Source organism: Shewanella sp. FJAT-52076 (genome assembly GCF_019457455.1).
GTDB classification, from domain to species: domain Bacteria; phylum Pseudomonadota; class Gammaproteobacteria; order Enterobacterales; family Shewanellaceae; genus Shewanella; species Shewanella zhangzhouensis.
On the sequence record NZ_CP080415.1, the window covers coordinates 178,801 to 202,463 of the forward strand.

26 protein-coding genes are annotated in these 23,663 nt (G+C 54.2%); 18 read left to right on the forward strand and 8 right to left on the reverse strand.

Annotated features, from left to right (window positions below):
- Positions 1–151: 151 nt before the first annotated feature.
- A complete protein-coding gene (gene hslO / locus K0H79_RS00780) occupies positions 152–1,021 on the reverse strand; it encodes an Hsp33 family molecular chaperone HslO (RefSeq protein WP_220077017.1) in 870 nt (289 codons plus the stop codon).
- A gap of 30 nt (positions 1,022–1,051) precedes the next feature.
- Positions 1,052–1,456, reverse strand: a complete 405-nt coding sequence (gene hslR, locus K0H79_RS00785; protein WP_220077018.1) for a ribosome-associated heat shock protein Hsp15 — start codon at positions 1,454–1,456, stop codon at positions 1,052–1,054.
- 270 nt (positions 1,457–1,726) lie between these two features.
- Here hslR and gspC point away from each other — a divergent pair, with 270 nt between their 5' ends.
- From gspC to K0H79_RS00845, 12 genes are read left to right on the forward strand one after another with little or no spacing between them, the layout of a single operon-like run.
- Entirely contained in the window at positions 1,727–2,650 is a 924-nt protein-coding gene (gene gspC / locus K0H79_RS00790) for a type II secretion system protein GspC (RefSeq protein WP_220077019.1), read from the forward strand.
- A gap of 26 nt (positions 2,651–2,676) precedes the next feature.
- On the forward strand, positions 2,677–4,788 hold the full coding sequence (gene gspD, locus K0H79_RS00795; protein WP_220066343.1) for a type II secretion system secretin GspD: 2,112 nt from the start codon (positions 2,677–2,679) through the stop codon (positions 4,786–4,788).
- 11 nt (positions 4,789–4,799) lie between these two features.
- Complete coding sequence (gspE, locus tag K0H79_RS00800; RefSeq protein WP_258405446.1) at positions 4,800–6,362, forward strand: type II secretion system ATPase GspE; 1,563 nt, start codon at positions 4,800–4,802, stop codon at positions 6,360–6,362.
- 3 nt (positions 6,363–6,365) lie between these two features.
- Positions 6,366–7,589, forward strand: a complete 1,224-nt coding sequence (gspF, locus tag K0H79_RS00805) for a type II secretion system inner membrane protein GspF (protein ID WP_220066344.1) — start codon at positions 6,366–6,368, stop codon at positions 7,587–7,589.
- Positions 7,590–7,626: 37 nt separating this feature from the next.
- Positions 7,627–8,058 (forward strand): type II secretion system major pseudopilin GspG, encoded by a 432-nt coding sequence (gene gspG, locus K0H79_RS00810; protein ID WP_203325672.1) that lies wholly within the window; start codon positions 7,627–7,629, stop codon positions 8,056–8,058.
- Between the two features lie 12 nt (positions 8,059–8,070).
- Positions 8,071–8,640 carry a type II secretion system minor pseudopilin GspH gene (gene gspH, locus K0H79_RS00815; RefSeq protein WP_220066345.1) on the forward strand — a complete coding sequence of 190 codons (570 nt, stop codon included), beginning with the start codon at positions 8,071–8,073 and terminating at the stop codon, positions 8,638–8,640.
- Entirely contained in the window at positions 8,624–9,028 is a 405-nt protein-coding gene (gene gspI / locus K0H79_RS00820; protein ID WP_258405447.1) for a type II secretion system minor pseudopilin GspI, read from the forward strand. The genes gspH and gspI overlap by 17 nt, the downstream gene beginning before the upstream one ends.
- The gene (gene gspJ, locus K0H79_RS00825) at positions 9,009–9,779 is read left to right on the forward strand and encodes a type II secretion system minor pseudopilin GspJ (protein WP_220077020.1); all 771 of its coding nucleotides are present in this window, start codon (positions 9,009–9,011) and stop codon (positions 9,777–9,779) included. The genes gspI and gspJ overlap by 20 nt, the downstream gene beginning before the upstream one ends.
- Entirely contained in the window at positions 9,779–10,753 is a 975-nt protein-coding gene (gspK, locus tag K0H79_RS00830) for a type II secretion system minor pseudopilin GspK (protein ID WP_220077021.1), read from the forward strand. The genes gspJ and gspK overlap by 1 nt, the downstream gene beginning before the upstream one ends.
- 58 nt (positions 10,754–10,811) lie before the next feature.
- Positions 10,812–12,002 carry a type II secretion system protein GspL gene (gene gspL, locus K0H79_RS00835; RefSeq protein ID WP_220078054.1) on the forward strand — a complete coding sequence of 397 codons (1,191 nt, stop codon included), beginning with the start codon at positions 10,812–10,814 and terminating at the stop codon, positions 12,000–12,002.
- A 1-nt stretch (position 12,003) separates the two neighbouring features.
- On the forward strand, positions 12,004–12,480 hold the full coding sequence (locus K0H79_RS00840; RefSeq protein WP_220066349.1) for a type II secretion system protein M: 477 nt from the start codon (positions 12,004–12,006) through the stop codon (positions 12,478–12,480).
- 19 nt (positions 12,481–12,499) lie between these two features.
- Complete coding sequence (locus K0H79_RS00845; protein WP_220077022.1) at positions 12,500–13,255, forward strand: type II secretion system protein N; 756 nt, start codon at positions 12,500–12,502, stop codon at positions 13,253–13,255.
- A gap of 41 nt (positions 13,256–13,296) precedes the next feature.
- On the opposite strand, the gene K0H79_RS00850 is transcribed toward K0H79_RS00845, so the two are convergent.
- From K0H79_RS00850 to yrfG, 3 genes are read right to left on the reverse strand one after another with little or no spacing between them, the layout of a single operon-like run.
- Positions 13,297–14,019, reverse strand: coding sequence for a hypothetical protein (locus K0H79_RS00850; RefSeq protein WP_220077023.1), 723 nt, complete (start codon positions 14,017–14,019; stop codon positions 13,297–13,299).
- A 59-nt stretch (positions 14,020–14,078) separates the two neighbouring features.
- On the reverse strand, positions 14,079–14,858 hold the full coding sequence (locus K0H79_RS00855) for a hypothetical protein (RefSeq protein ID WP_220077024.1): 780 nt from the start codon (positions 14,856–14,858) through the stop codon (positions 14,079–14,081).
- 56 nt (positions 14,859–14,914) lie between these two features.
- Positions 14,915–15,589, reverse strand: a complete 675-nt coding sequence (gene yrfG / locus K0H79_RS00860; RefSeq protein ID WP_220066352.1) for a GMP/IMP nucleotidase — start codon at positions 15,587–15,589, stop codon at positions 14,915–14,917.
- A gap of 85 nt (positions 15,590–15,674) precedes the next feature.
- Here yrfG and nudE point away from each other — a divergent pair, with 85 nt between their 5' ends.
- From nudE to K0H79_RS00885, 5 genes are all read left to right on the forward strand, one after another.
- Positions 15,675–16,226: an ADP compounds hydrolase NudE gene (gene nudE, locus K0H79_RS00865; RefSeq protein WP_220066353.1), complete on the forward strand. Its 552-nt coding sequence runs from the start codon at positions 15,675–15,677 to the stop codon at positions 16,224–16,226.
- A gap of 44 nt (positions 16,227–16,270) precedes the next feature.
- A complete protein-coding gene (gene cysQ / locus K0H79_RS00870; protein ID WP_220066354.1) occupies positions 16,271–17,083 on the forward strand; it encodes a 3'(2'),5'-bisphosphate nucleotidase CysQ in 813 nt (270 codons plus the stop codon).
- Positions 17,084–17,087: 4 nt separating this feature from the next.
- Positions 17,088–17,507, forward strand: a complete 420-nt coding sequence (locus K0H79_RS00875; protein ID WP_258405448.1) for a GNAT family N-acetyltransferase — start codon at positions 17,088–17,090, stop codon at positions 17,505–17,507.
- A 121-nt stretch (positions 17,508–17,628) separates the two neighbouring features.
- The gene (locus K0H79_RS00880) at positions 17,629–18,294 is read left to right on the forward strand and encodes a TetR/AcrR family transcriptional regulator (RefSeq protein ID WP_220077025.1); all 666 of its coding nucleotides are present in this window, start codon (positions 17,629–17,631) and stop codon (positions 18,292–18,294) included.
- Positions 18,291–20,165 carry an MFS transporter gene (locus K0H79_RS00885; protein ID WP_220077026.1) on the forward strand — a complete coding sequence of 625 codons (1,875 nt, stop codon included), beginning with the start codon at positions 18,291–18,293 and terminating at the stop codon, positions 20,163–20,165. The genes K0H79_RS00880 and K0H79_RS00885 overlap by 4 nt, the downstream gene beginning before the upstream one ends.
- Positions 20,166–20,209: 44 nt before the next feature.
- On the opposite strand, the gene K0H79_RS00890 is transcribed toward K0H79_RS00885, so the two are convergent.
- On the reverse strand, positions 20,210–20,740 hold the full coding sequence (locus K0H79_RS00890) for an HPP family protein (protein WP_220077027.1): 531 nt from the start codon (positions 20,738–20,740) through the stop codon (positions 20,210–20,212).
- A gap of 127 nt (positions 20,741–20,867) precedes the next feature.
- Here K0H79_RS00890 and K0H79_RS00895 point away from each other — a divergent pair, with 127 nt between their 5' ends.
- A complete protein-coding gene (locus tag K0H79_RS00895) occupies positions 20,868–21,422 on the forward strand; it encodes a TetR/AcrR family transcriptional regulator (protein WP_220077028.1) in 555 nt (184 codons plus the stop codon).
- A 61-nt stretch (positions 21,423–21,483) separates the two neighbouring features.
- Here K0H79_RS00895 and mnmH read toward each other — a convergent pair whose 3' ends face one another.
- Together mnmH and selD are read right to left on the reverse strand one after the other, a co-directional pair.
- On the reverse strand, positions 21,484–22,587 hold the full coding sequence (gene mnmH, locus K0H79_RS00900) for a tRNA 2-selenouridine(34) synthase MnmH (protein WP_220077029.1): 1,104 nt from the start codon (positions 22,585–22,587) through the stop codon (positions 21,484–21,486).
- Complete coding sequence (gene selD, locus K0H79_RS00905; protein ID WP_220077030.1) at positions 22,584–23,642, reverse strand: selenide, water dikinase SelD; 1,059 nt, start codon at positions 23,640–23,642, stop codon at positions 22,584–22,586. Before selD ends, mnmH begins: the two co-directional genes overlap by 4 nt.
- Positions 23,643–23,663 lie beyond the last annotated feature (21 nt).

Sequence of the window (23,663 nt, forward strand, 5' to 3'; positions counted from 1 at the left end):
GTGTTGCCGGTTTGTGGTGCGCCTTGATTTATCGGGTCGAGCGCCCGCGGCGGATTGTAACTTAAGCGGCCTTGAATGTGTGAGCCGGATCTGAAAAAACGTCAAAAAAAACGGACGCCCCCGGGCGTCCGTTATCAGTCAGTGATCTGGCTCACTGTTTGGTAGCCGGCTCATCTGACAGGGGCACATTGGCATAGAGGGCTTCTATGTCGATGGCATCAAATCGGTAGAAGGTATTACAGTATTCACAGCCCAATTCCACCTGACCCTGCTCCGCCAGTAAAGACAGGATTTCTTCCTTGTCTATGCTGCGAATGGCACTGGCGCTGCGTTCCCGTGAGCAGGTGCACTTGAAGCTGACGTCGATGGGGTCAAACAGACGTACCTGCTCTTCGTGGTAGAGGCGATGCAACACTTCTTCGGCTGGCAGCTCCAGCAACTCTTCCTGCTTGATGGTGGCAGTGAGGGTTGTCAGGTGTTCGTACTCGGCGTTGTGATCGCCTTCGCTTGGCAATACCTGCAGGAAGATACCGGCAGCGCGCTCGCCATCGGCGAACAGCCAAATGCCTGTGGGCAGTTGTTCAGACTGCTGAAAGTAGTCCTGGATACACTCGGCCAGCGTTGGCTTATCCAGTGCCACTACGCCCTGGTAACGCTCGCCGTCATCCGGTGTCAGTGTGATAACGATATAGCCATCACCGAACAGGTCGTTCAGGCTGGCGTCATCGGCCAGATTACCTTCCCAACGCGCCACACCACGCAGTTGCTGGTGGTTATTGCCATTAATCACGGCCAGTGACACAGGACCGTTGCCCTGTACCTGTACGGCGATATCGCCGCTGAACTTGAGGGTGGCGGTCAGCAGTGAGGTCGCGGCCATCAGCTCACCGAGGAAGCGGCGCAGCACGGTGGGATACTCATGGGCGTTTACCACGGATTGGTAAGTATCGGCCAGTTGTACCAGTTCGCCGCGCACGTCGGCGTTTTCAAACAAATAGCGGTATAAAGTGTCTTTGTTCATCACGTTAATCTTCATGCGCCAGGCGCTGGGTTAATAATCGCCGGACTTGGCCCTCAGCAACTCACGGCGCTGTTTCTTATCGGGCTTGGTGTCCGGTGACGGATTGTTCAGGATATTCAGGCGTCGAGCCTCGGCATTGGCGGTACGTTTTTGTACGCTCTGCGCCGTTTCTTCATACAGGGTTTGCGCCAGAGTGGCATTTTGTCGCTGTTCCGACAATTTTATAATGACCACCTCTTTTTCGTCATATCCCTGACGTATCTTAAGCACAGCGCCAACTTCCGCATTCTTGCTGGATTTGGTGCGGGCCCCGTTGTAATGTACTTTACCGCCGTTAATCATTTCCTTGGCCAGTGCTCGGGTCTTGTAAAAACGAGCGGCCCAGAGCCATTTATCGAGGCGGACGGATTGCAGTATTGGATTCCCGGATTCCATAAATGCTCCACTTTTGCAAACAATTGCTACATATAGATAGTGGCCGGATCACGTTGTGCAGTTTCATGCGCTTGATCCCTACGCAGAATTGCCATTTTAGCGGCCTGCCTCACACCCTTTTTGGGCGCGCAAAGTTAGCATAAATGGCGAAAAATCGCCACAGCCTGCGCTGTTATGGGGTTGTTGCCATCAAGTGGCTGAGTTAGCATGTTGCAGGTTTTCCTAAATTATTCTAATCAGAACAGAGACCTGTAAGAGGGTCCATAAATTATGGATTTATTGGATAAAGTTATCGCCCGGGCAGGAAGCATCCCGCACAAGCCTCTGAGTCGGCTGGTCTTTTGGCTGGCTTTCGCGGTTTGTTGCTATTTGGCAGCTCAGATCAGCTGGCGCTTGGTTCCTGCCCAGACTGAATCAGCGGCCTGGCGTCCCAATCCCCCATCCTCCGGTACCAACGGCAACAGCGGTGTTGATGTCGATGGTCTTAAGTCTCTGTCTCTCTTTGGTAAAGCTGATACCAGTAAACCCAAAGAGCAGCCGGTGCAGGAGGTCATTACCGATGCACCCAAAACCTCCTTGTCGATTGTGCTAACCGGTATCGTGGCTTCCACCGCCGAACAAAAAGGCCTGGCTATCATCGAGTCGGGTGGCAGTCAGGAAACTTACGAGCTGGGTGAAAAAATCAAGGGCACTTCGGCTTCTCTCAAGGAAGTGTATGCAGACCGGGTGATTATCACCAACGCGGGACGCTACGAAACCCTGATGCTGGACGGTGTGCCATACACCAGCGGCGCCAGCACTCCCGCGGTAAACAACAATCGCCAGCGCGGCTTTGAAGATGAGGTACGCCGCATCGACAAGCGCCGTGATGAAGATGTCGCGGCAGAGCTGTCATCCTCGCGGGACGAACTGCTCGCTGACCCAAGCAAGATAACCGATTACATTTCGATTTCGCCGGTTACCCAGGGTGAAGAGTTGGTGGGTTACCGCTTACAGCCCGGCAAAGATCCCGGACTTTTTTCCCAGGCAGGTCTCAAACCAGGAGATCTGGCCAAATCCATTAACGGCTATGATTTGACTGTCAGCACCCAGGCTCTGGAGCTGATGGGCCAGCTGACTGAACTGACCGAAATCTCTGTCATGGTAGAGCGGGAAGGTCAGCTGATTGAAATCATGTTCAGTTTGCCGCAATAAGCGAAGTTTTAGGGGACAATAATTAGATGAACAATCAAGGATTCCGACGCAAACTGATCGCCAGTCTGGTGGCTGGTACAGTACTCCTTTCGCCTGCGATTGCATGGTCTGCTTCCAATGAGCAGCTGGCACCCAGTTTTAAAAATGCCGAAATTCAGGAATTTATTAATACCGTTGGCAAACGACTGAACAAGACCATCATTGTCGATCCGACCATCCGCGGCAAAATCAACGTCAGAAGTTACGATAACCTCACCGAGGACCAGTACTTCCAGTTCTTCCTGAACGTTCTGCAGGTGTATGGCTATGCCGTGGTGGAAATGGAAAATGGCGTACTCAAGGTCATCAAAGACAAGGATGCCAAGACCTCCAATATCCGTGTGGCCGACGACAGTGCCCCGGGTCTGGGCGATGAACTGGTAACCCGCATCGTGCCCCTGTACAACTCAGAGGCCAAGCAGCTTGCACCGCTTCTGCGTCAGCTTAACGACAATGCCGGTGGCGGTAACGTGGTTAACTATGACCCGTCCAACGTGCTGATGCTCACCGGTCGTGCAGCCGTGGTGAACAAGCTGGTGGAAATCGTCAAACGCGTCGATAAACAGGGCGATACCGAAGTGCTGGTCGTGCCTTTGCAGCACGCCTCCGCCTCTGAAATGGTACGGATTATCGATACCCTCTATCGCGCCTCTGCCAACCAGGCACAGTTGCCCGGTCAGGCGCCCAAGGTGGTAGCCGACGAGCGAATTAACGCCGTGGTGATCAGTGGCGATGAAAAGAGTCGCCAGCGTGTGGTGGAATTGGTGAAGCGTCTGGACGCAGAGCAGGCCAGTACGGGCAACACCAAGGTGCGCTACCTGCGTTATGCCAAGGCCGAAGACCTGGTTGAAGTGCTTACCGGCTTTGCTCAGAAACTGGAAGAGAGCAAGGAAGGGGCTGCTCAGCAAGCTTCGGGCAAGCGTCGCAGCCAAATCAATATCATGGCGCACACTGATACCAATGCCCTGGTGATCAGCGCCGAACCCGACCAGATGCGCACCCTCGAGAGCGTCATCAATCAGCTCGACATCCGCCGTGCCCAGGTGCTGGTGGAAGCCATCATCGTCGAAGTGGCCGAAGGTGATGATGTGGGCTTTGGCGTGCAGTGGGCCACTGAATCCGGTGGCGGTACCCAGTTCAATAACCTGGGTCCCACCATTGGTGAGATTGGTGCCGGTATCTGGCAGGCACGTGGTGAAGAAGCCTCTGAAGTCACCACCATCGACGGCAACGGTAACCCTATTGTTTCCAAGAACCCAGAAAAACGCGGAGATATCACTTTGCTGGCCCAGGCACTGGGCAAGGTGAACGGCATGGCGTGGGGTGTGGCCATGGGCGACTTCGGTGCCCTCATTCAGGCCGTGTCCTCCGATACCAACTCCAACGTGCTGGCTACGCCTTCCATCACCACCCTGGATAACCAGGAAGCCGCCTTTATTGTGGGTGATGAAGTGCCGGTTCTGACGGGTGCACAAAACTCCAGCAACGGTAACTCCAACCCCTTCCAGACCGTTGAACGTAAAGAAGTGGGTGTGAAGCTGAAAGTGACGCCACAAATCAACGAAGGCAATGCGGTGAAGCTTGCCATCGAGCAGGAAGTCTCAGGTATCAACGGCAAAACGGGTGTGGACGTGACCTTTGCTACCCGCCGTTTGACCACCACAGTCATGGCCGACTCAGGTCAAATCGTGGTGCTGGGTGGTTTGATCAACGAAGAGGTGCAGGAGAGTGTGCAGAAAGTGCCTATCCTGGGCGACATTCCGCTGCTTGGCCACCTGTTCAAGTCGTCTTCCAGCGGCAAGAAAAAGAAAAACCTGATGGTGTTTATCAAGCCCACCATTATTCGTGATGGCATTACCATGGAAGGCATCGCCGGCCGTAAGTACAACTATTTCCGTGCCCTGCAGCTCGAGCAACAGGAACGTGGCGTTAATCTGATGCCCAATACCAATGTGCCCGTGCTTGAAGAGTGGGACCAGTCGCAGCATCTGCCACCGGAAGTGAACGATATCCTTGACCGTTACAAAGAAGGCAAGGGGTTGGACACCGACATGCGTGAAAAGGACGCCGCACTGAATTACATCAACGAAAACAAATAACGGGCGAGCCTATGAGTGACATCAATCAGGGCGAAGTGCTGGAACGCCTGTCCGATGAACTTGGCGTAGAGGCCGAGACCCAGGTAGACGAGGCGTTTCGCTCCAATAGCCGCGAGCGGCTGCCCTTTGCCTTTGCCCACCGTTTTGGCTTGGTGCTCGCCAAAGACGAGCAGGGTGTGCTGGGGCTGTATTACACAGACAAAACTCCGCTGGCGGCCCTGTTGGAAGTACGCCGCTACGCCGGTGAAGCCGTTCCGTTGCAGCGTCTGGAATCCGGAGCCTTCGAGGCCAAACTGACTCAGGCCTATCAGGCCAATTCTTCCGAAGCGCAGCAGCTGATGGAAGACATTGGCAATGAGATGGACCTCTTCACTTTGGCCGAAGAGCTGCCACAGACAGAAGACTTGCTGGAAGGCGACGATGATGCGCCCATTATCCGGCTTATCAACGCACTCCTGTCAGAAGCCATTAAAGAAGAGGCTTCGGATATCCATATCGAGACGTACGAGAAGCAGCTCGTGGTGCGTTTCCGGGTGGATGGGGTACTCAAAGAAGTGCTCAAACCCAACCGTAAGCTTTCGTCACTGCTGGTGAGCCGTATCAAGGTGATGGCCCGTCTGGACATCGCCGAAAAGCGGGTACCTCAGGATGGCCGTATCTCGCTGCGTATCGGTGGCCGTGCTGTGGATGTGCGGGTGTCGACCATGCCATCGAGCCACGGTGAGCGAGTGGTACTGCGTCTGCTGGACAAGAACGCCGGTAATCTGGATTTGGCTCAGCTTGGGATGACAGAAACCATTCGCGAGCAATTCGACGAGCTTATCCGCAAGCCCCACGGGATCCTGCTGGTGACCGGTCCCACGGGTTCGGGTAAGAGTACAACCCTGTACGCAGGCCTTACCGAAATCAATTCCCGTGATACCAATATCCTCACGGTGGAAGACCCCATCGAATATGAGCTCGAAGGTATAGGTCAGACCCAGGTAAACACAAAGGTCGACATGACGTTTGCCCGCGGCCTGCGCGCCATTTTGCGTCAGGACCCTGACGTGGTGATGATTGGGGAAATCCGTGACCTGGAAACTGCCCAGATTGCGGTGCAGGCGTCCCTTACGGGTCACCTGGTGATTTCGACTCTGCACACCAACACTGCCTCCGGTGCCATCACGCGTCTGCAGGACATGGGGGTTGAGCCCTTCCTGGTCTCCTCCAGTTTGCTCGGGGTATTGGCCCAGCGATTGGTGCGGACCCTGTGCCCAAGCTGTAAGGCACCCCATGTGCCCGATGAGCGAGAGCGTGAACTGCTGGGTATTGGCGGCGGTGATGCCATTATTTACCGCGCCACCGGCTGTAAGGCCTGTGGCCACAATGGTTATCGTGGTCGTACCGGTATTCACGAGCTGCTGCTGGTGGATGACACAGTACGCGAGCTTATCCACGGTGGCAGAGGCGAGCTGGCGATTGAGAAGTATATTCGTCAATCGGTTCCCAGCATTCGCCACGATGGTATGCAAAAGGTCCTTGCGGGCATTACCACCCTCGAAGAAGTACTGCGGGTGACCCGCGAGGAGTAAGGCATGCCGGCTTTTGAATACAAGGCGCTCGATGGCAAGGGCAAACAGCAAAAAGGGGTGATTGAGGCAGACAGTGCCCGTCATGCCCGCAGTCAGCTGCGCGATATGCGTCTGATGCCGCTGGAAATCGAGCCTGTTGTTGAAAAGGAAACCAAGGCCAAGTCCGTCGGCTTCAGTCCCTTCAAGCGTGGCATCAGTGTGGCCGAGCTGGCACTGATCACCCGTCAGATTGCCACCCTGGTGGCGTCAGGCTTGCCGGTGGAAGAAGCCCTCAAGGCTGTTGGCCAGCAGTGTGAAAAAGACCGTCTCGCTTCCATGGTGATGGCGGTGCGCTCACGGGTGGTGGAAGGTTACTCTCTTGCCGACTCCATGGCGGAATTCCCTCATATTTTTGATGATTTGTATCGCTCTATGGTGGCATCGGGTGAAAAATCCGGTCACCTGGAAGTGGTACTCAATCGTCTGGCCGATTACACCGAGCGGCGTCAACAGCTCAAGTCCAAACTGACTCAGGCGATGATTTACCCCGTGATGCTGACACTGGTCGCCATTGGCGTGGTTGCCGTGTTGCTTGCGGCCGTGGTGCCCAAGGTGGTGTCTCAGTTTGAACATCTGGGGCAGGAGTTGCCTGCGACCACCCAGGCCCTGATGGCGTCGTCTGCCTTTGTGCAGGACTATGGCTTGTTGATTATGGTCTTGGTTGTGGTGGCCTTTGTGGTGTTTCAGCGTTTGCTCGCCAATGACAACTTCAAGATGAAGTACCATCAGTTTCTGCTGCGTCTGCCGGTGGTTGGCCGGGTCAGTCGCAGTATCAATACAGCCCGCTTTGCCCGCACCCTGAGTATTCTCAGCGCCAGTGCCGTGCCGCTGCTGGACGGGATGCGTATCGCCGGTGAGGTGATGCAGAACTTAAGGGTGCGCGAAGCGGTCGAAGAAGCGACGGCCCGAGTGCGCGAGGGGACCAGCCTGGGGGCGGCCCTGACCAACACCAAGCTGTTTCCGCCCATGATGCTCTATATGATTGCTTCGGGCGAAAAGAGCGGTCAGCTCGAAAACATGCTCGAGCGGGCTGCGGATAACCAGGACAGGGAATTTGAGGCCAATGTAAATCTGGCGCTGGGGGTGTTTCAACCCGCGCTGGTGATCAGCATGGCTGCGGTGGTGCTTTTTATCGTACTCGCCATCCTGCAACCTATTCTGGAAATGAACAATTTGATTGGTGGCTAAGTACCACCTCAGCGGTTTTTACAAGGAGAAAGCGTCAATGCAAAAGCGCAAGCAACAAGGTTTTACCCTGCTGGAAATCATGGTGGTTATCGTGATCCTGGGCCTTCTGGCCGCCATGGTGTTGCCAAACGTGTTGGGTAATAAAGAATCTGCCGACATCAAAAAAGCGGTGGCCGATATAGTCGCTCTGGAAAATGCTCTGGACATGTACAAGCTGGATAACAGCGTCTACCCCACCACTGAGCAGGGTTTGGATGCTCTGGTGCAAAAACCAACCATGTCCCCTGAACCACGTAACTACCGCGACGGTGGCTATGTGAAGCGTTTGCCTCAGGATCCATGGCGCAGCGATTACATGCTGCTCAGCCCAGGTGAAAACGGCAAAATTGATATCTTCAGCGCCGGCCCTGATATGCAGCCAGGTACCGAGGATGATATCGGTAACTGGAACCTGCAAAAATACCAGTAATGCGGGTGTGATGTGAGACAACGCGGTTTTACCCTGATAGAAGTCTTGCTGGTGGTGCTCTTGATGGGTATCGCTGCGGCTGCGGTTACCCTGAGTTTGCCGGGTTCCGGGGTTAAACCTGTGCTGGATAAGGCCGCGAGCCAGTTTCTCGTGGCCACCGATTTGATTCGGGATGAGGCCGTACTCAGCGGCCAGTTTCTCGGGGTGGTTGTCGATGAGGATAACTACCAGTATGTGGTGTATCACGAAGGCAAGTGGCACAAGCTCGAGAATGACAGGTTACTGGCCGCCAAAGCCATGGAACCCGGTGTTCGTATGAGCCTGGTGGTAGAAGGCCTGCCACTGGATCAGGAAGAGGAAGACGAGTCCTGGTTTGATGAACCCTTTATCGATGAGCCCACCGCCGAGCAAAAAGCCAAAAACCCGGAGCCGCAGATCCTGGTGTTCCCCAGCGGCGAAATGACCGCCTTTGAATTGACCTTCCTTGGCAGAGACGATTTGGGCCAGGAAGTAGACGTGTTGATAAGCGGTGATGCACTGGGTCGACTTAAGCTGGGGAGGGGGGATGATGAAACCCTGTAACTCGCCGGCTCGCAATAGGTACCTCAACTCGCGGGGCATGACGCTGCTGGAAGTCATGATGGCGCTGGTCATCTTCTCCATTGCCGCCATCTCGCTGACCAAGAGTATGAGTGAGATGATGGGCAATCTGCCCATTCTCGAAGAGCGCACCCTGGCTCAGTGGGTCGCTGACAATCAGATGGTGGATGCCAAACTGGAAAAAGGCTTCCCCTCCATAGGAAAAAAAGACGGTGAAGTGGAACTGGCCGGACGCACCTGGTACTGGCGCAAAGAAGTGGTAAAGACCACCGACGATAATTTTCGCATGATCCGTATCAAGGTCAGCGACGATGACAGATATTCACGGACTCTGGCCGAGATAAGCACTTATGTCTTTAAGAGAGAATAAGCCTCAGCGGGGTTTTACCCTGATTGAGATGCTGCTGGCCATCGCCATCTTTGCCTTGCTCGGGCTGGCGGCAAATGCGGTGCTGGGGACTGTGCTCAAAAACGATGAAGTAACCCAGGACTTCAGCAACAGACTGCGTTATTTGCAGCAGGGTTTTGGTGCCATTGAGCGTGATTTGGGGCAAATGGTGGCCCGCACGCCAAGACTGCTGGAAGGCGGCCGCGGCACGACGGTACTGCAATCGGGCAGCGATATGCTGGACAGCGAGAGTGAGGCCTTGTCCTTTTTTCGCATCGGTTGGCTCAATCCCGATGGCAAGTTGCCCAGGGGCAGTGTGCAGTCGGTGGCGTACGTGGTTATTGGGGGCAAGTTGGAGCGTTGGTACTACCCTTATCCTGAACCTGAGTTTGGGGCGCAGCCGCTGAAAACCGTGCTCTTTGATAAGGTGTTGTCGGTGGAGTACGCCTTCTTTGTGGGTGATAAGTGGGAAAAGCGTATCGAGGCGACCACTCTGCCTGAGGCCATTGCCATGGAAGTCGAACTTGAGGGCATAGGCAAAATTCAGCGTAAGTTTCTGCTGCCCAAAGGCAGTATGCCCAAGTCAGATGATGACGAGGGCAAAGACAAGGGTGATAACGGTTCAGGTAACGGCGACCAAAACGGCAGCGGCAACAGTCCAGGTAACGGCTCCGGCGAAGGCAAGGGCAATCCCGATGAGTCAGAGGACGACAACGGCCAGGAGGACATCTGATGCGCAAGCAGCGAGGTGTAGCTCTCATAGTGGTCTTACTGATTATTGCCATAGTGGCTGTGATAGCCACCAACGTAACGGCACGTAACCAAATCAGTATGCGCCGCACCATGAATCTGGCCCAATACGATCAGGGTTACTGGTACGCGCTGTCTGCCGAGGAGTTGGCCCGTAAGGTGCTTAAACAGGATTTGGACGACAGCGAAGGCAAGGTGCATCTGCAGCAGTACTGGGCACTCGCCAATGTGGTGTTTCCGGTACAGGGCGGGGAAATTGCCGGCAAGATTTCTGATATGCGGGCCTGTTTCAATCTCAACGCCCTGTCAGTGGCATCAAAAGAGGTCGAAAATGGGCAACCCCAGTTGCCGCTGGCGGCCAAGCAGTTCAAAGCCTTGCTGGTGGCGTTGGGTGTGGATGATTTTGGCGCCGAGCGTCTGACCCATACCCTGAAAGATTATTTGGATGAAGACACGGTCACCAGCCCCTTTGGTGCAGAGGATGCCGAGTACGAGTCCAGGCCTGCGCCTTACCGCGCGGCCAATACCCTGATGAATCACAAGAGTGAACTACGGGCCGTGATTGGATTTACCGAAGAGGTGTACCGCAATCTGTCACCTTATGTGTGTGCCATTCCGGGCAATGACAGACAGTTGCTGAACATCAACACACTCAAGGTGGAGCAGGCCGCACTCCTGGTGGGAATGCTGGACGGCCAGCTCAGTGTGGGTGAGGCCGAAAGCATTATCAATCAGCGGCCATCGGAAGGATTCGACAATCAGGATGAGTTTTGGCAACTGACCAGCGTAAAACCGGACGATAAGCTCAAGTCCAGCATAGTGCTCGACAGCAAGTTCTTTCTGCTGGAGGCGGGCTCAAAATTGGATGACCGGATTTTCAGGCTCGACAGTGTGCTGGCCCGCACGAGTGGTAACCACATGGACACCCTGACACGCCAATACGGCGGCCAGCAATAGTGCATGGTGATACAGAATAACAACACAGCCTCCCCAAAGCGGGGGCCGGAGAATGACAGTGAGTGAAAGGCTATTTATCCGCCTGGGCACCAAGGCTCAGGACAGCTGTTCCTGGCTGATTTGGTCTGAGCAGGAACAGGAGATTATCGCCTCGGGAGAACTGCCGGGTGCCGAGTCCCTCGCCAGCCTGACGGAAAGGGCGGGCAACCGTCCGGTAGATATTCTGGTGCCTGCGTCCAGCATGACCCTGACCGAAATACATTTGCCGGAAAAAGGCCAGCGTCAGGCGCTCAAGGCGTTGCCATTCATGCTGGAAGAAAACATCGCCCAGGATGTGGATGATATGCATTTTGTGGTGGGGAGCCGCGATGGTGAGCGCCTGTCTGTGGCCGCTGTTGCCCACGAGCAGATGCAAACCTGGCTTGGCTGGCTGGCCGATGCGGGCTTGAAGGCGCGCAGACTGGTGCCTGACTGTTTGGCACTGCCGCTGGAAAGCTGTGAGTGGGCGGCCATGTTGATGGGGCAGGAGCTGCTGGTGCGTACCGGTAAAGGCTCCGGTCTTAATCTGCCACAGGATTGGTTGCCTGTGGCCTTGCCCATGATGCTTGCCGATAAAGAGACGGCGCCTTCAGTGGCCACTTACAACGACATGAATATCCCCGGCGCCGATGTTAAACCGCAAACCCTCGATCTGCCCATGCTGGTTCTGGCCCGTGGCGTATTGCAGGCGCCGATGAATCTGTTGACCGGCAGCTATAAGCCAAAGCGTGAGCTCAGCAAGCATCTGTTGCAGTGGAAGAGTGCCCTTATAGTCGTGGCGGTTGCCCTATTGTTGGCGCTGGTGAACAAGGGGCTGACCATTTACCAGGTTGGCAATCAGGCCGATGTGCTCAAGGCCGAGAGTGAGGCCATCTACCGTCAGGTAGTGCCCGGTTCAAGCCGCATCGTCAACCTGCGCTCTCAGCTGGATAACGAAGTTCGCAAGTTATCGGGCAGCGGCAGTGGCGCCGAGTTTTTCAGCATGCTGCAGCGTTTGAAAACGTCTTTTGCGGCCGTGCCTGAATTGAAACCCAACAGCCTCAGATTTGACAGTGCCCGCAGTGAAATCCGTATGCAGGTAACCGCAAAGGACTATGCCCAGATAGAAAAATTCAAAGAACTGGTTGGCAAAGACTTTGAACTGGAAGCCGGTGCCATGAACAGCAGTGACGAGGCCGTCACCAGCACCCTGACCTTGAGGAGCCGCTAATATGGACAAGCTGAAAGCCTGGTGGGATGGCCTGGCAACCCGCGAGCAGCAACTGGTTGGAGCCGGTGGGTTCATGCTCGTTATCGCCGTGTTTTATTTTGGCATCTGGAGCCCAATCTCGAATGCAGAAGAGGCGGCGCTGGGGCGGCTCAAAGCGCAGCAGCAAACCCTGAGCTATGTGAAAGACACTGCCAATCGCCTTGCCGGTTTGCGCCAAAGTGGCAGTCGTCCGGCATTAACCGGCAGCATCACCAACGTGGTGAACCAAACCGCCAGCCGTTATGGGCTGACCATTACCCGCATGCAGCCTCAGGGAAATAAAATCCAGTTGTGGATGGATGATGTGCCCTTCGATGCGCTGCTGAGTTATCTGGGCGATCTGGTGCAGCAAAAAGGTCTGTCGCTGGAGTTGCTGGATGTGGGTGAAACCGACACCCCCGGCATGGTGAAAGTCCGTCGTATTCAATTGGCCCAATAAGGGCAAAAGGGTTTAGCGAGTGTTTAAAAAGATAGTCATTGGCATACTCCTGTATCTGGTATTTCTTATTGTGCTGCTGCCGGCATCTCTGGTGGTTGCACTTGCACCTCTGCCACAGGGCATCAACATTGGTGGCGTAACAGGTACCTTGTGGCAGGGTGAAGCGGCCACGGTTCAAATCAAAGACAGGCAACTTGAGCAGGTTAAATGGGATATACATGCCCTTAAGTTGCTCACAGGTGCCCTGGTGGCCGATGTGCAGATAGGCGGCAGGGCTTCGGCTCTGCAGATGAAAGGCGAGCTTGGCTGGTCATTCTCTGGCGTTCGTGTTGCCAATCTTAAGCTCGACACCGGGCACGGCTTTTTGCTGGGTAATACCAGGCTGCCGTTTGGCGCCAAGGTGCAGGGGGATGTCAGCCTGATGCTCGGCGAGTATCGTCAGGGTAAGCCCCTGTGCGACAGCCTCACTGGCAAGTTATTTATTCAAAACGCCAATATCAACAACCAATTTGGCGAATATCCCCTGGGCAGCGTTGAACTGAATCTGGCTTGCGATGCCGGACAGGTGCAACTGCTCGCCATGGAAGATAAAAACCAGTTGGGTCTGACTGGCACTGTGCTGCTGGCTGACCAGGGTAAAGTGGTCGTGAAGGCTAAAATCCGTGAAACCGATTTTCAGACAGAAGATATGAAAAAGGCGCTGGCGTTCCTGGGTCGCAAAGATGCCGAGGGTTATTACCCGCTCGTGTGGCAGGGCAAGGTGCCTGGACTCTGATGGAGTCAGCAATAAAAATGGCGCCTGTGGCGCCTTTTTTGTTAATCAGAACTATTACTGTCTGATACAAAAGTGTCGGCATGGATAAACAGTAAGTACTTGGCCTTACCGGGCTCCTTTTCACTTCCAGTCATGGAGTTGAAATCTACGTCCTTGAGTAAGTGGGTTCTGGCTTGGCGTAGGCTCTCAACCTCGTTGTAGGCGATTGTGACTGCGCATAGCCTCGAATCGCAGACGATGGGCTCGACATTGATATCAGGAAACTGTTGATAGACAGTTTCCTGATTGAGTTCGAGTTGACTCTGTACGCTGATCCCTTGTTCATTTTTATCATGTCTACCCAGCCAGTTAAGGAACACATCATAATTGTTGGCGCTCAGCAGGGCGCTGACTTCGTGAATATACACATGGCCGTTGTGATTCAGCAGAAGCGGGCCAAAGTCTGTTACCCCACTGAGTTCACAGTGGCTTTCCGAATACGCTGCTTCACATACCCGAGCCTTGGCGGCGAGTTGCAATTGATTATCGACTTTCGCAGTTTGAAGCTCTGTCTCGGTAGTTTCCGTTGGGTTTGAGATGCCGTGGGGCGCTTCGATTTTGGCTTCAACCTTGTCCGTTCGCCCGATTACCGAATGTTGTGGGGCGGTCGCGGGTGAATACGCTGGCGATATAATGTCATTAGCTGACTGGCCGTTGTCGCTCAGCAGCAGGCCGATTGCGATGCCTGCAATCAACACAAAGAGTAGTGGAAGGACTCTTCTCAATATTCACTCCATCTATTAATCGCGTGATATGGGTCGTCGCGTCTTGGCTCGAGTCTATTTTATCGGCCACTTGAACTGGTCTGGTTTGAATTGACGATAATGCCTTTGCTGCTTTTGAAGGCGATGTATCTGCGTTGTCCGTCTACTGTTGCAGATACGAAGATGTTTTTCAGGCCAGCGTCGCGAAAGAGCAGGTCCTTGGCCTTATCCCACCCGGCTTCTGACGGATAGCGCACAGTGAGGGTACAGATACTGTCGGAGCAGACTGGCTTGTCCACGTCGAGTTCGGGCAGTATTTCAGCCATCTCGGTAAGATTGCTGTTGAGGGCCTCCTCAAATTGCGACGCTTGTTCAGTGCGATTTGCATAACTCAGCCATTCGCTGAATACCTCGAAGTTGTTGGCATCCAGCAACACGCTGACTACCCCAACGTTGACAGTATCATTTTTATTCAGCAGCAGCGCCTCAAAGTCTGTGGCGCTGCTGAGTTCACAGTAATCCTCTGATGCCTGTATTTCACAAATCTGTTCGCGTAACCCCATTGACAGGGTCTGAGGCTGAGACGACGCTTCAGGCTGGTTTTGTTGCTCAACCGCAGCCTCGACGCTTTGATTGAGCGCTGCTTCTGATCTTGGTGAGGTCTGCATGGTTGAATCTAAGGCGGGCGTGTCTGTCGTTGGTGCAGAGTGATCAAAAGCCACAGCTGCTGCCGTAATCGCATGGGCCGACTGAGAGAGTTCTGGTATTGGGGGCTGTGAAGTAGAGTCTCTGGAAAACAAGGTGGCGCCGACTATCAAGCCGATTGCCAACGCTGAAATGGTTGTTATCAGGGTTTTCATTCGATGTCCTTATCGTTCTTGTATGAAAACCCGACGTTACACCAATCCTTTGTTCTTCACAAACTAACTGCGCGGGTTAACTCTTTGAGCAGCAAACGGTAATCATGGATGGCAGGAAAGTCCTGGAACACCTTATTGGGCTGTCGGCTGTCCGGATTGCTGATCCCAAGCTGAAATCCCACTCCGGCATGCTTTGCAGCCAGCAGAATGGCCTCGCTGTCGTCGATAAAGAGACAGCGCCTGGGGTCGAGTTCGAAGCGGGCAAATACCGCCTGCCAGAATAGCGGCGATTCCTTCGGATAGCCGGTTTGATGGCTGGAGAGCATCTCATCCAAGCCTGAAGCCAGTTCGGTATGTTCAAGCTTCAAGGCCAGGCTGTTCGGGTGGGCATTGGTGAGCAGGATTCGGCGTTTTCCGGCATCGGCGAGGGCCGTCAAAAAGGGCATGCTGTCCTGTCGCAGTTGTATTCTGTCTACCAGGGTTCGATGCAGGGCCATGATATCCAAACCCAGCTCCCGCTCCCAATAGTCGAGACAGTACCATTCCAACGTGCCTGCGACGTTGTCGTATGCCGCTCTCACATTGGCGATTGCGGCCTCGGTGCTGATACCATGCAGGCGGCTGAGGGTACCCGGAACCAGTGACAACCAAAAGTGGTTATCAAAATGCAGGTCCAGCAGGGTGCCATCCATGTCGAGCAGTACTGTGTCAATTTGGTCCCAGGGAAACATTGGAAAATTCCATTGGTAGATTAAAAATGGGGTAGTAAGATTGTACCCCATCATGATTTATGAAACTCAAGAGTCAGGGGCGAGCATGGGAGAGCGGCGCCAAAAGCCGGAAATACTGCACACTGAAGTAGTGGCCAAGAGCCGTTTATTTCAGATAGAGCAAGTACATCTGCGCTTTGCCAATCAGGTTGAACGCTACTATGAGCGCATGAAGGGCTCGAATCGTGGCGCCGTGATGGTTGTGCCTGTGCTGGGTGAGCAGCTCCTGCTTGCGCGGGAGTATGCGGCTGGCACCGACAACTACGAACTGGGTTTTCCCAAGGGCTTGGTGGATCCGGGGGAACTACCCGCCCAGGCCGCCAATCGTGAGTTGCAGGAGGAAATTGGCTTTGGGGCCCGTAAGCTTACCCTGCTGAAGGAGCTGAGCCTGGCGCCTGGGTATTTTTCCAGCAAAATGCAGATTTTTCTGGCGGAAGATCTCTACGAGAGCCGCCTTGAGGGTGATGAGCCTGAACCAATTGAAGTTGTAGAGTGGCCCCTCGTGGATTGGCAACAGCTTCTTGAACTTGATGATTTTTCAGAATCCCGCAGCGTCAGTGCTTTGTTTTTGGCACAAAAGCATCTACACCTTAAATAGAAAGTTCCGGGCCGCGTGAGGCAGTGCCCCCTTCTGGAGTGGTTATGAAGCCAGAACAATTGGTCGATGAGGCAATTGCCATTGCGACCCAGGCAGGAAACAAGATCCGGGAAATTTACCTTGCCGGTGATTTCGAACGGATCGTGAAATCCGATAATACCCCAGTCACTTCTGCCGACCTTGCCGCGAATCAAATCATCATGGATGGACTCAGGCAACTGACGCCCCATATTCCTATTTTATCGGAAGAAGCTGCCGACATTCCCCTCAGTGAGCGGGCAGACTGGCCGTGCTATTGGCTGGTGGATCCTCTCGATGGAACCGGTGAATTCATTGCCGGCAGTGGTGATTTCTCAGTCATTATCGCGCTGGTTGAACATAACCGTCCCGTGATGGGAGTTGTGTACGTGCCCATGACAGGGGTGTGTTATTACGCCGTAGCGGGCCTCGGTGCATACAAGCGCAGCGGCGGCATGGAAGTCAGGATCACCAGTCGTCAGCTGCCCTCCGGTGTTGAACCCTCGCTGAGACTGGCCGTGAGCCGTCGTCAGGACCCTCAGTCTGTACTGAAGCTCTTTCATCAGCCCCGCCATTGTGAGTTGGTGGTAATGGGCGGCGCCGCGCTGAAAAGCTGTTTGGTGGCCGAAGGCCGCGCCGATTGTTATGTTCGGGTAGGCCCAACGGGCGAGTGGGACACAGGGGCTGCGCAGATCATCATCGAAGAGGCCGGTGGTCAACTGATGGACATAGAACTGCAACCCCTCAGCTATAACGAACGTGATACCTTTGAAAATCCCAATTTTGTGGTAGTAGGTTCGCCCAATCTTGACTGGGATAAAATTCTCGTTGGTGAATAATATTTTGCAAATTCAACCTCTCTCTGCGTCCAACTGGCAGGATGCCTATCATGTTGAACGTACCTGTTTCGGCACTCATGCCTACCCAGACTTTTTCTTTCGCCAGGCCGTGGATGCCTGGCCCGATGGTTTGATTGGTGCCTTTATCGAAAATGAATTGGTGGGTTACGCCCTGTGCGTACCCGGGAATGAGCCCCATATCGGCTGGATTCTTTCCGTTGCAGTGCTCGATACCCATCGAGGTTGCGGCGTGGGTAAGGCGCTGATGAACCAATGCTTGTCTCTGGGGTTTGCCAGCCTCAAGCTTACGGTGGCACCGGATAACCCTGCCCGGCACCTTTACCTTAAACTCGGATTTCAGCAACAGGCTGTAGAGCGGGATTATTTTGGCCCCGGCGAGGATAGATTACTGCTCGTTTGCTAATTGATACTCACTGAACCTTTGCTTAATAAACAGTGTTTTTTATTATTGTGAACATTGTTTTTAATTTGTTCTCCTGTTAGCTTGTCACTAACAATCAACAAGTCGGCAGATAGGGTGAGGGATGGCAAGGCGAAAGGAACACAGCCATGAGCAAATCCGCGAGATGGCTATCACTGAGGTAGAGCGCTGGTTGGAGACAGAGCCACTGCAGGATCTCAGTCTTCGCAAAGTGGCTCAGCAAATCGGTTATGCTCCCAGTACTCTGGTGAAGGTCTTTGGCAGTTATCCCTATTTACTGCTGGCCGTCGCAAGGCGCGCGCTCAAAGCCCTGGATACCACTTTTGCAGGGCATTTGTGCGCCATTTATGACAATCCCTCAATCAAGAATCCTCCTCTGGATGCCTTGCAGGCAAAAGCTGCGCTTAATGCCATGGCGCAGAGTTATGGGCAATTTGCGCTTAGCTCGCCGGGGCGTTTTTCTCTGGTATTCGAGCTTAAGCTGCCCGAAGAAGCACCACTGCCGTCAGATCACAGCGCCCTGATTGAGTCCCTGCTGCACCGACCTGAAGCTTGCTTAAGCGCCATGTTTCCATCCCTGGGGCCCGCCCAACTTAAATATCAAACCCGCCTCCTGTGGGCTGCGCTTCATGGCCTGGTGGCGCTGTCGCTTCAGGATAAGCTGTTTTTACTCGAACATTCGTTGGCCGAACTCCTGACGGTTCAGCTTGGAAACCAATTGCATGCGATTTCTGTGCTTGATGCGCAGCACACGGAGGTGAAACCATGATATTCAGTCGCCGCTTTTTACCCTATTTTTTGACTCAGTGCCTGGGGGCGCTGAACGACAACATATACAAGAATGTGCTCTTGCTGCTGGTGGCTTACAGTCAGGTGGACAAGCTGCCCATGGACCCCAACTTGTTTGTAAACCTCGCAGCCGGGGTGTTTATCCTGCCGTTTTTCCTGTTTTCAGCCCATGCCGGTGGCATCGCCGATAACATGGATAAGGCAACGCTTATCCGTCGGCTCAAACTGCTGGAACTGGGCATTATGTCCTGCGCCGCCGTCGCCTTGGTGACAGAGCACTATCTTGCCATGCTCCTGCTGCTGTTTATGACCGGAAGCCAATCGGCCTATTTTGGTCCTGTGAAATATTCACTGTTGCCTCAGGCACTGAAAGAAGACGAGTTGGTCAGCGGCAATGCCTGGGTCGAGATGGGCACTTTTCTATCGATTCTGGTGGGCACCCTGAGTGCTGGTCTGTTGGTGGCAAACGAAGGCGCTACCTGGCTTGCGGCAATCACAGTGGCAACCCTGTCGCTGGCGGGCTATCTCAGTAGCCGTGCCATTCCGGCATTGCCTCCCCAGAATAAGGTGCATAAAGTAAAGTTTGCTCCCCTGTCCGGTACCTGGCGCAGCGTACAGCGGGTACGGCGTACCCCCACCATCTGGATGGCGATACTGGCCATCAGTTGGTTTTGGTTTTTGGGGGCCACTTACCTGACCCAATTCCCTAATTTTGCCCGTGAACATCTCCATGGCGACGCCACTGTCGTGTCTGTTTTGCTGGCGCTCTTTTCCATCGGTATTGCCGTGGGATCGTTTCTATGTGAGCGCATTTCCTTTGGCCGGGTGGAGCTTGGCGTATTGCCCTTTGGTGTTGCAGGTTTAACCCTGTTTGGGGTCGATATGTTATTTGCCCTGCCGGGACTTGCTGCACCTCAGTCGCTTTATGGCGCGGCCGAGTTTGTGCAGCTGAGTGCCCACTGGCGTCTGATGTTTGATCTCTTTATGGTGGGCATCAGCGGTGGTCTTTTTATCGTCCCCCTGTATGCCTTTATCCAGACCCGAGCCGCCAGAGGTGAATGTGCCCGCGCCATTGCGGCAAACAACATAGTCAATGCCTTCTTTATGGTGGTATCGGCACTGCTTTCCATGCTGCTGCTTGGCCCGGTTGGGCTGGGCATACCCGAACTCTTTTTACTGCTGGCACTGATGAATGCCGTGGTGGCCTTCTATGTTTATCGTCAGGTACCTGAGTTTGCTCAGCGTTTTATCTCGTATTTGCTCAGCCACCTTATGTATCGGGTATCCATCAACGGCAGGCAGCATATTCCCAAAGAAGGCACGGCGCTGATGGTGTGCAATCACGTGAGTTATGTCGATGCCTTATTGCTGCTGGGGGCTTCAACCCGGCCGGTCCGTTTTGTAATGGACAAGAGTATCAGCGAAATGCCGCTGCTCAAGTACCTGTTCCGTCATGCCGGTGTCATTCCCATCTGCTCGCCCAAACAATGTGAGGCAACCTATAATGCGGCCTTTGAGCGTATCGACGAGGCGCTGATGGATGGCGAGCTGGTATGCATTTTCCCCGAGGGTCGACTGTCGCCGGATGGGGTGTTGGGCGAGTTCAGGCCGGGAGTGGAGAAGATTCTCTCCCGCCGACCCGTGCCCGTGATCCCCATGGCGTTAAAAGGCTTGTGGGGCTCTTTCTTCAGTCATAAGGATGGGCATGCACTGACCACCCGCCCGAAGCGCTTCTGGTCCAGGGTCGAGATTGAAATCGCACCGCCTGTGGATGGCGTAGCCACCACTCGCCATGCATTGCAAAAGGAAGTGGCTGAACTATTGGCTCCTGAGTTCATGAAAGATGCATGAGAGGGCCTTGGGCCATCCTCTATCAGCTGATTGAGTTGTGAGGCTTATTCTCGCTCGTTTCGGCCAATTCCATGCCAATAATTGGGCCAGCTAGTTTCTTCGGCGATGTTATTGAGCAGTGCTGCAATGGCCACCAGAGCTACGCTGCCAAGCAATACGGGATAGAGCAGAAAGTCAAACCCGACCACGGCTTGTCCGGCGAAGATAATGACCAGGGGATTGGCTCCTGCCGGTGGATGCACGGCCCGAAACACCTGCATCACCAGAATCGAGAGCCCTACAGCCAGGGCCATCACCCATAGGGAATCGCCCAGACCGTACAAGGCCGCAAGGCCAATGGTTGCGGCGATAAGATGCCCACCTATCACGTTGCGGGGCTGGGCCAGCGGTGATCCTGGTGCGGCGAATAAAATCACGCAAGTAGCACCAAAGGGAGCCATCAACCAGGTGGCACCAGTCGTTTGCCCCAGCAATCCCAAAAGCAATACGCCAAAGAATCCTCCAGCCAAGCCTTTTATCAGTTGTTTTGGTGTTGCCCTGGCAGGCAGTGCTCCGCCACCCTTGAGTTTTCTCATCGAGCTTTCCTTAAGTGAGTTGTATGTTTGTGAATCGCTGAAGTGTACAGATCTGTACTTCACAAAACAATACAGATCTGTACACTTAAGGCAATCTATAGAGGCGAGTAGCCGGAAGGCGAGAAAAATGAGCAAGAGAGAACACATATTGAATGTGGCAGAAGCGTTGTTTAATGAACATGGTTACACGGCGGTTGGCGTCGACCTTATTCGTGATACGGCACTGGTCTCAAAAACCTCGATGTATCGTCATTTTGGCTCAAAAAATCTGTTGATTGAGGCGGTGCTTGAACGGCGGCATCAGCGGTGGGAAGATTCATTGACTTCAGCTATGGCGGCCGTGGAAGCTTCAGCGACAGCTGCGGATGAACGACTGGACATACTGCTTAACTGGCACTTTGATTGGTTTAAGCAAGCTGATTTCAATGGATGTATGTTCATGCATGCACAGGCCGAGTTTAAAGGAACGGACCAAGCCATATCCGGCAAGGCCATTCGTCACAAAGCCTGGCTCAAATCTATGTTGGCGAATGTTGTAGATCCAACGTTGCCCGATCTCCAGTGGCGCACAGAGAGCCTGATGACCCTGATTGAAGGGATGATCGTCAGAGCTGAATTCGGTGAACTGGTCGGTGCTGAAGGGGCATATCGACGTGCGGCGAGAGCGTTGCTAACAGCCTGAACTGGAATAGGTGTAACAATCTGCGGTAGAAGCAAAAAAGCCCTCTTTCGAGGGCTTTTTGTTATTTGTCGAGGCTGCTGAGGTAGTCGTGCATCTCTGCGTGAGTACCGGTAAAGCGCACCCGGGCGGCTTTTTTACCCAATTGATAGTGGTACATGGGGTCGTAATAACTTTCCAGCAGCAGTGATATCCACTCCAGATGGGCACTGGTATCCCTTTGGCTCTGCTCAGTGGCCAGCGCTTTGTTCATCAGCTCTGTCATTTCAGCGTGCAGTTTACCGCCAAGGCGCTTATAGATACCCTGAAGGCTGCCGAGCAGATAGTCACGATAAGCGATAAAGCCCTGTTCTTCACCCAGACGTTCCACATAACCTGCGTGCATCTTGTGGACGTAATCATCCAGCAGACGGGGCAGACGTTCTTCGAGCGTAGAAGTCAGCACCAATACCGGCGCCTGTTGCATCTTCTCGAAAAAGACCTTGGGGATGGCATTGCGGCCAATGAGAAAGCTTTCATCCTCCAGCAGGAGTCTTGCTTGCTCGCGCTCCTGATGGCGCATCAGCTCGATGGCGAGGCGGTTTTCAAAATCAATCTGGCTTGGCTGCCCCTCGTGCTGGCGACCAAAGCTGGAGCCCCTATGGTTGGCGATGCCTTCCAGATCGACCGACTCACTGCGAAGGCGTACAAAGTCAGTTTTACCGCTGCCGGTAATGCCGCTGAGGATCAGCATTTCGCGTTTGCCGGGCGCTGTTTCAATCTCATCAATCAGAAACTGGCGCATGGCCTTGTAGCCGCCCTCGATAAAGGGAATATCGAGTCCGGCTTCTTTGAGCCAACTTTGGGTGATGCGCGATCTTAAACCGCCACGAAAACAGTAGAGAAAGCCCTCAGGATGCTCGCTGAAAAAGGCCTTCCAGGCGTCGATGCGGCTGGCTTTGACCTTACCAGAGACCAGCTGGTGGCCAAGTTCAATCGCCGCTTCCTGGCCATGCTCTTTGTAGCAGGTGCCCACCTTTTGCCGTTCGCTGTCGGTCATCAGGGGCAGATTCACCGCGTTGGGAAACGCCCCCTTGGTGAACTCGATGGGAGCGCGCACATCCATAATGGGATGACCTTTTAAGAAGATCTCCCGATATTGGTTGGCGGGGACGGTATTCGTGCTCATGCCAAACCACCGGATTTGAGCAGCAATTTGCCGGGGCCGGCCTTCAGCTCGCCAATGCACACAGGCGCTATACCATGGCTGCTGAGGAGCTCGCATAAGGCCGCTTCGGCGTCAGTGCCAACGGCCACCAGGAGGCCGCCGCTGGTTTGAGGGTCGCACAGCAGTGCTTTTTCACGCTCGCTGACGCTTGGCAGGTGCTCGCCGTAGCTGTCGAAATTTCTGTGGGTGCCACCGGGGATGCAACCAAGATTCAGATAATGCTCGGCGCGCTCCAGCAGCGGCACTGCATCCAGATTCAGTTCGGCATCCACAGTGGCGCCCTGACACATCTCCAACAGATGCCCGGCCAAACCAAAACCTGTTACGTCTGTCATGGCACTTACGCCGGGCAGAGTTGCTATATCGGCGCCAATTTTATTGAGGGTGCACATGGCTTCGGGGGCAATGTGGGCATCGGCGTCTTCAAGCTTTTTCTGCTTTTGCGCTGTAGTGAGAATACCAATACCAATGGGCTTGGTGAGGTAGAGCTTGTCACCCGCCTTGGCCGTATTGTTTTGTTTCAGACGCTCCAGCGGCAGCTGACCAGTCACGGCCAAACCGAAAATAGGCTCGGGCGCGTCAATACTGTGGCCACCGGCAAGCATAATACCGGCATCCATACAGGCCTGACGGCCACCATCCACCACCTGCTGAGCCACTTCGGCGGGCAGCTTGTTCACAGGCCACCCCAGAATGGCAATCGCCATGATCGGCGTGCCGCCCATGGCGTAGATATCGCTGATGGCATTGGTGGCAGCGATACGGCCGAAGGTGAAGGGGTCGTCCACAATGGGCATGAAAAAGTCGGTGGTACTGATAATGCCAGTGGTTTCATTCAGCTTGTAAACGGCGGCATCATCACGGCTGGCATTGCCAACCAGCAGATTGGGGTCGACAAAGCTCGGCAGCTGCGATTCGAGAATGGTGCCCAGTACCTTGGGCGAGATTTTGCAGCCACAACCGGCTCCGTGGCTGTATTCGGTCAGTTTTATGAGCTGTGAAAGTTGCGATGACATACGGATTTGCCTGCCTGAATG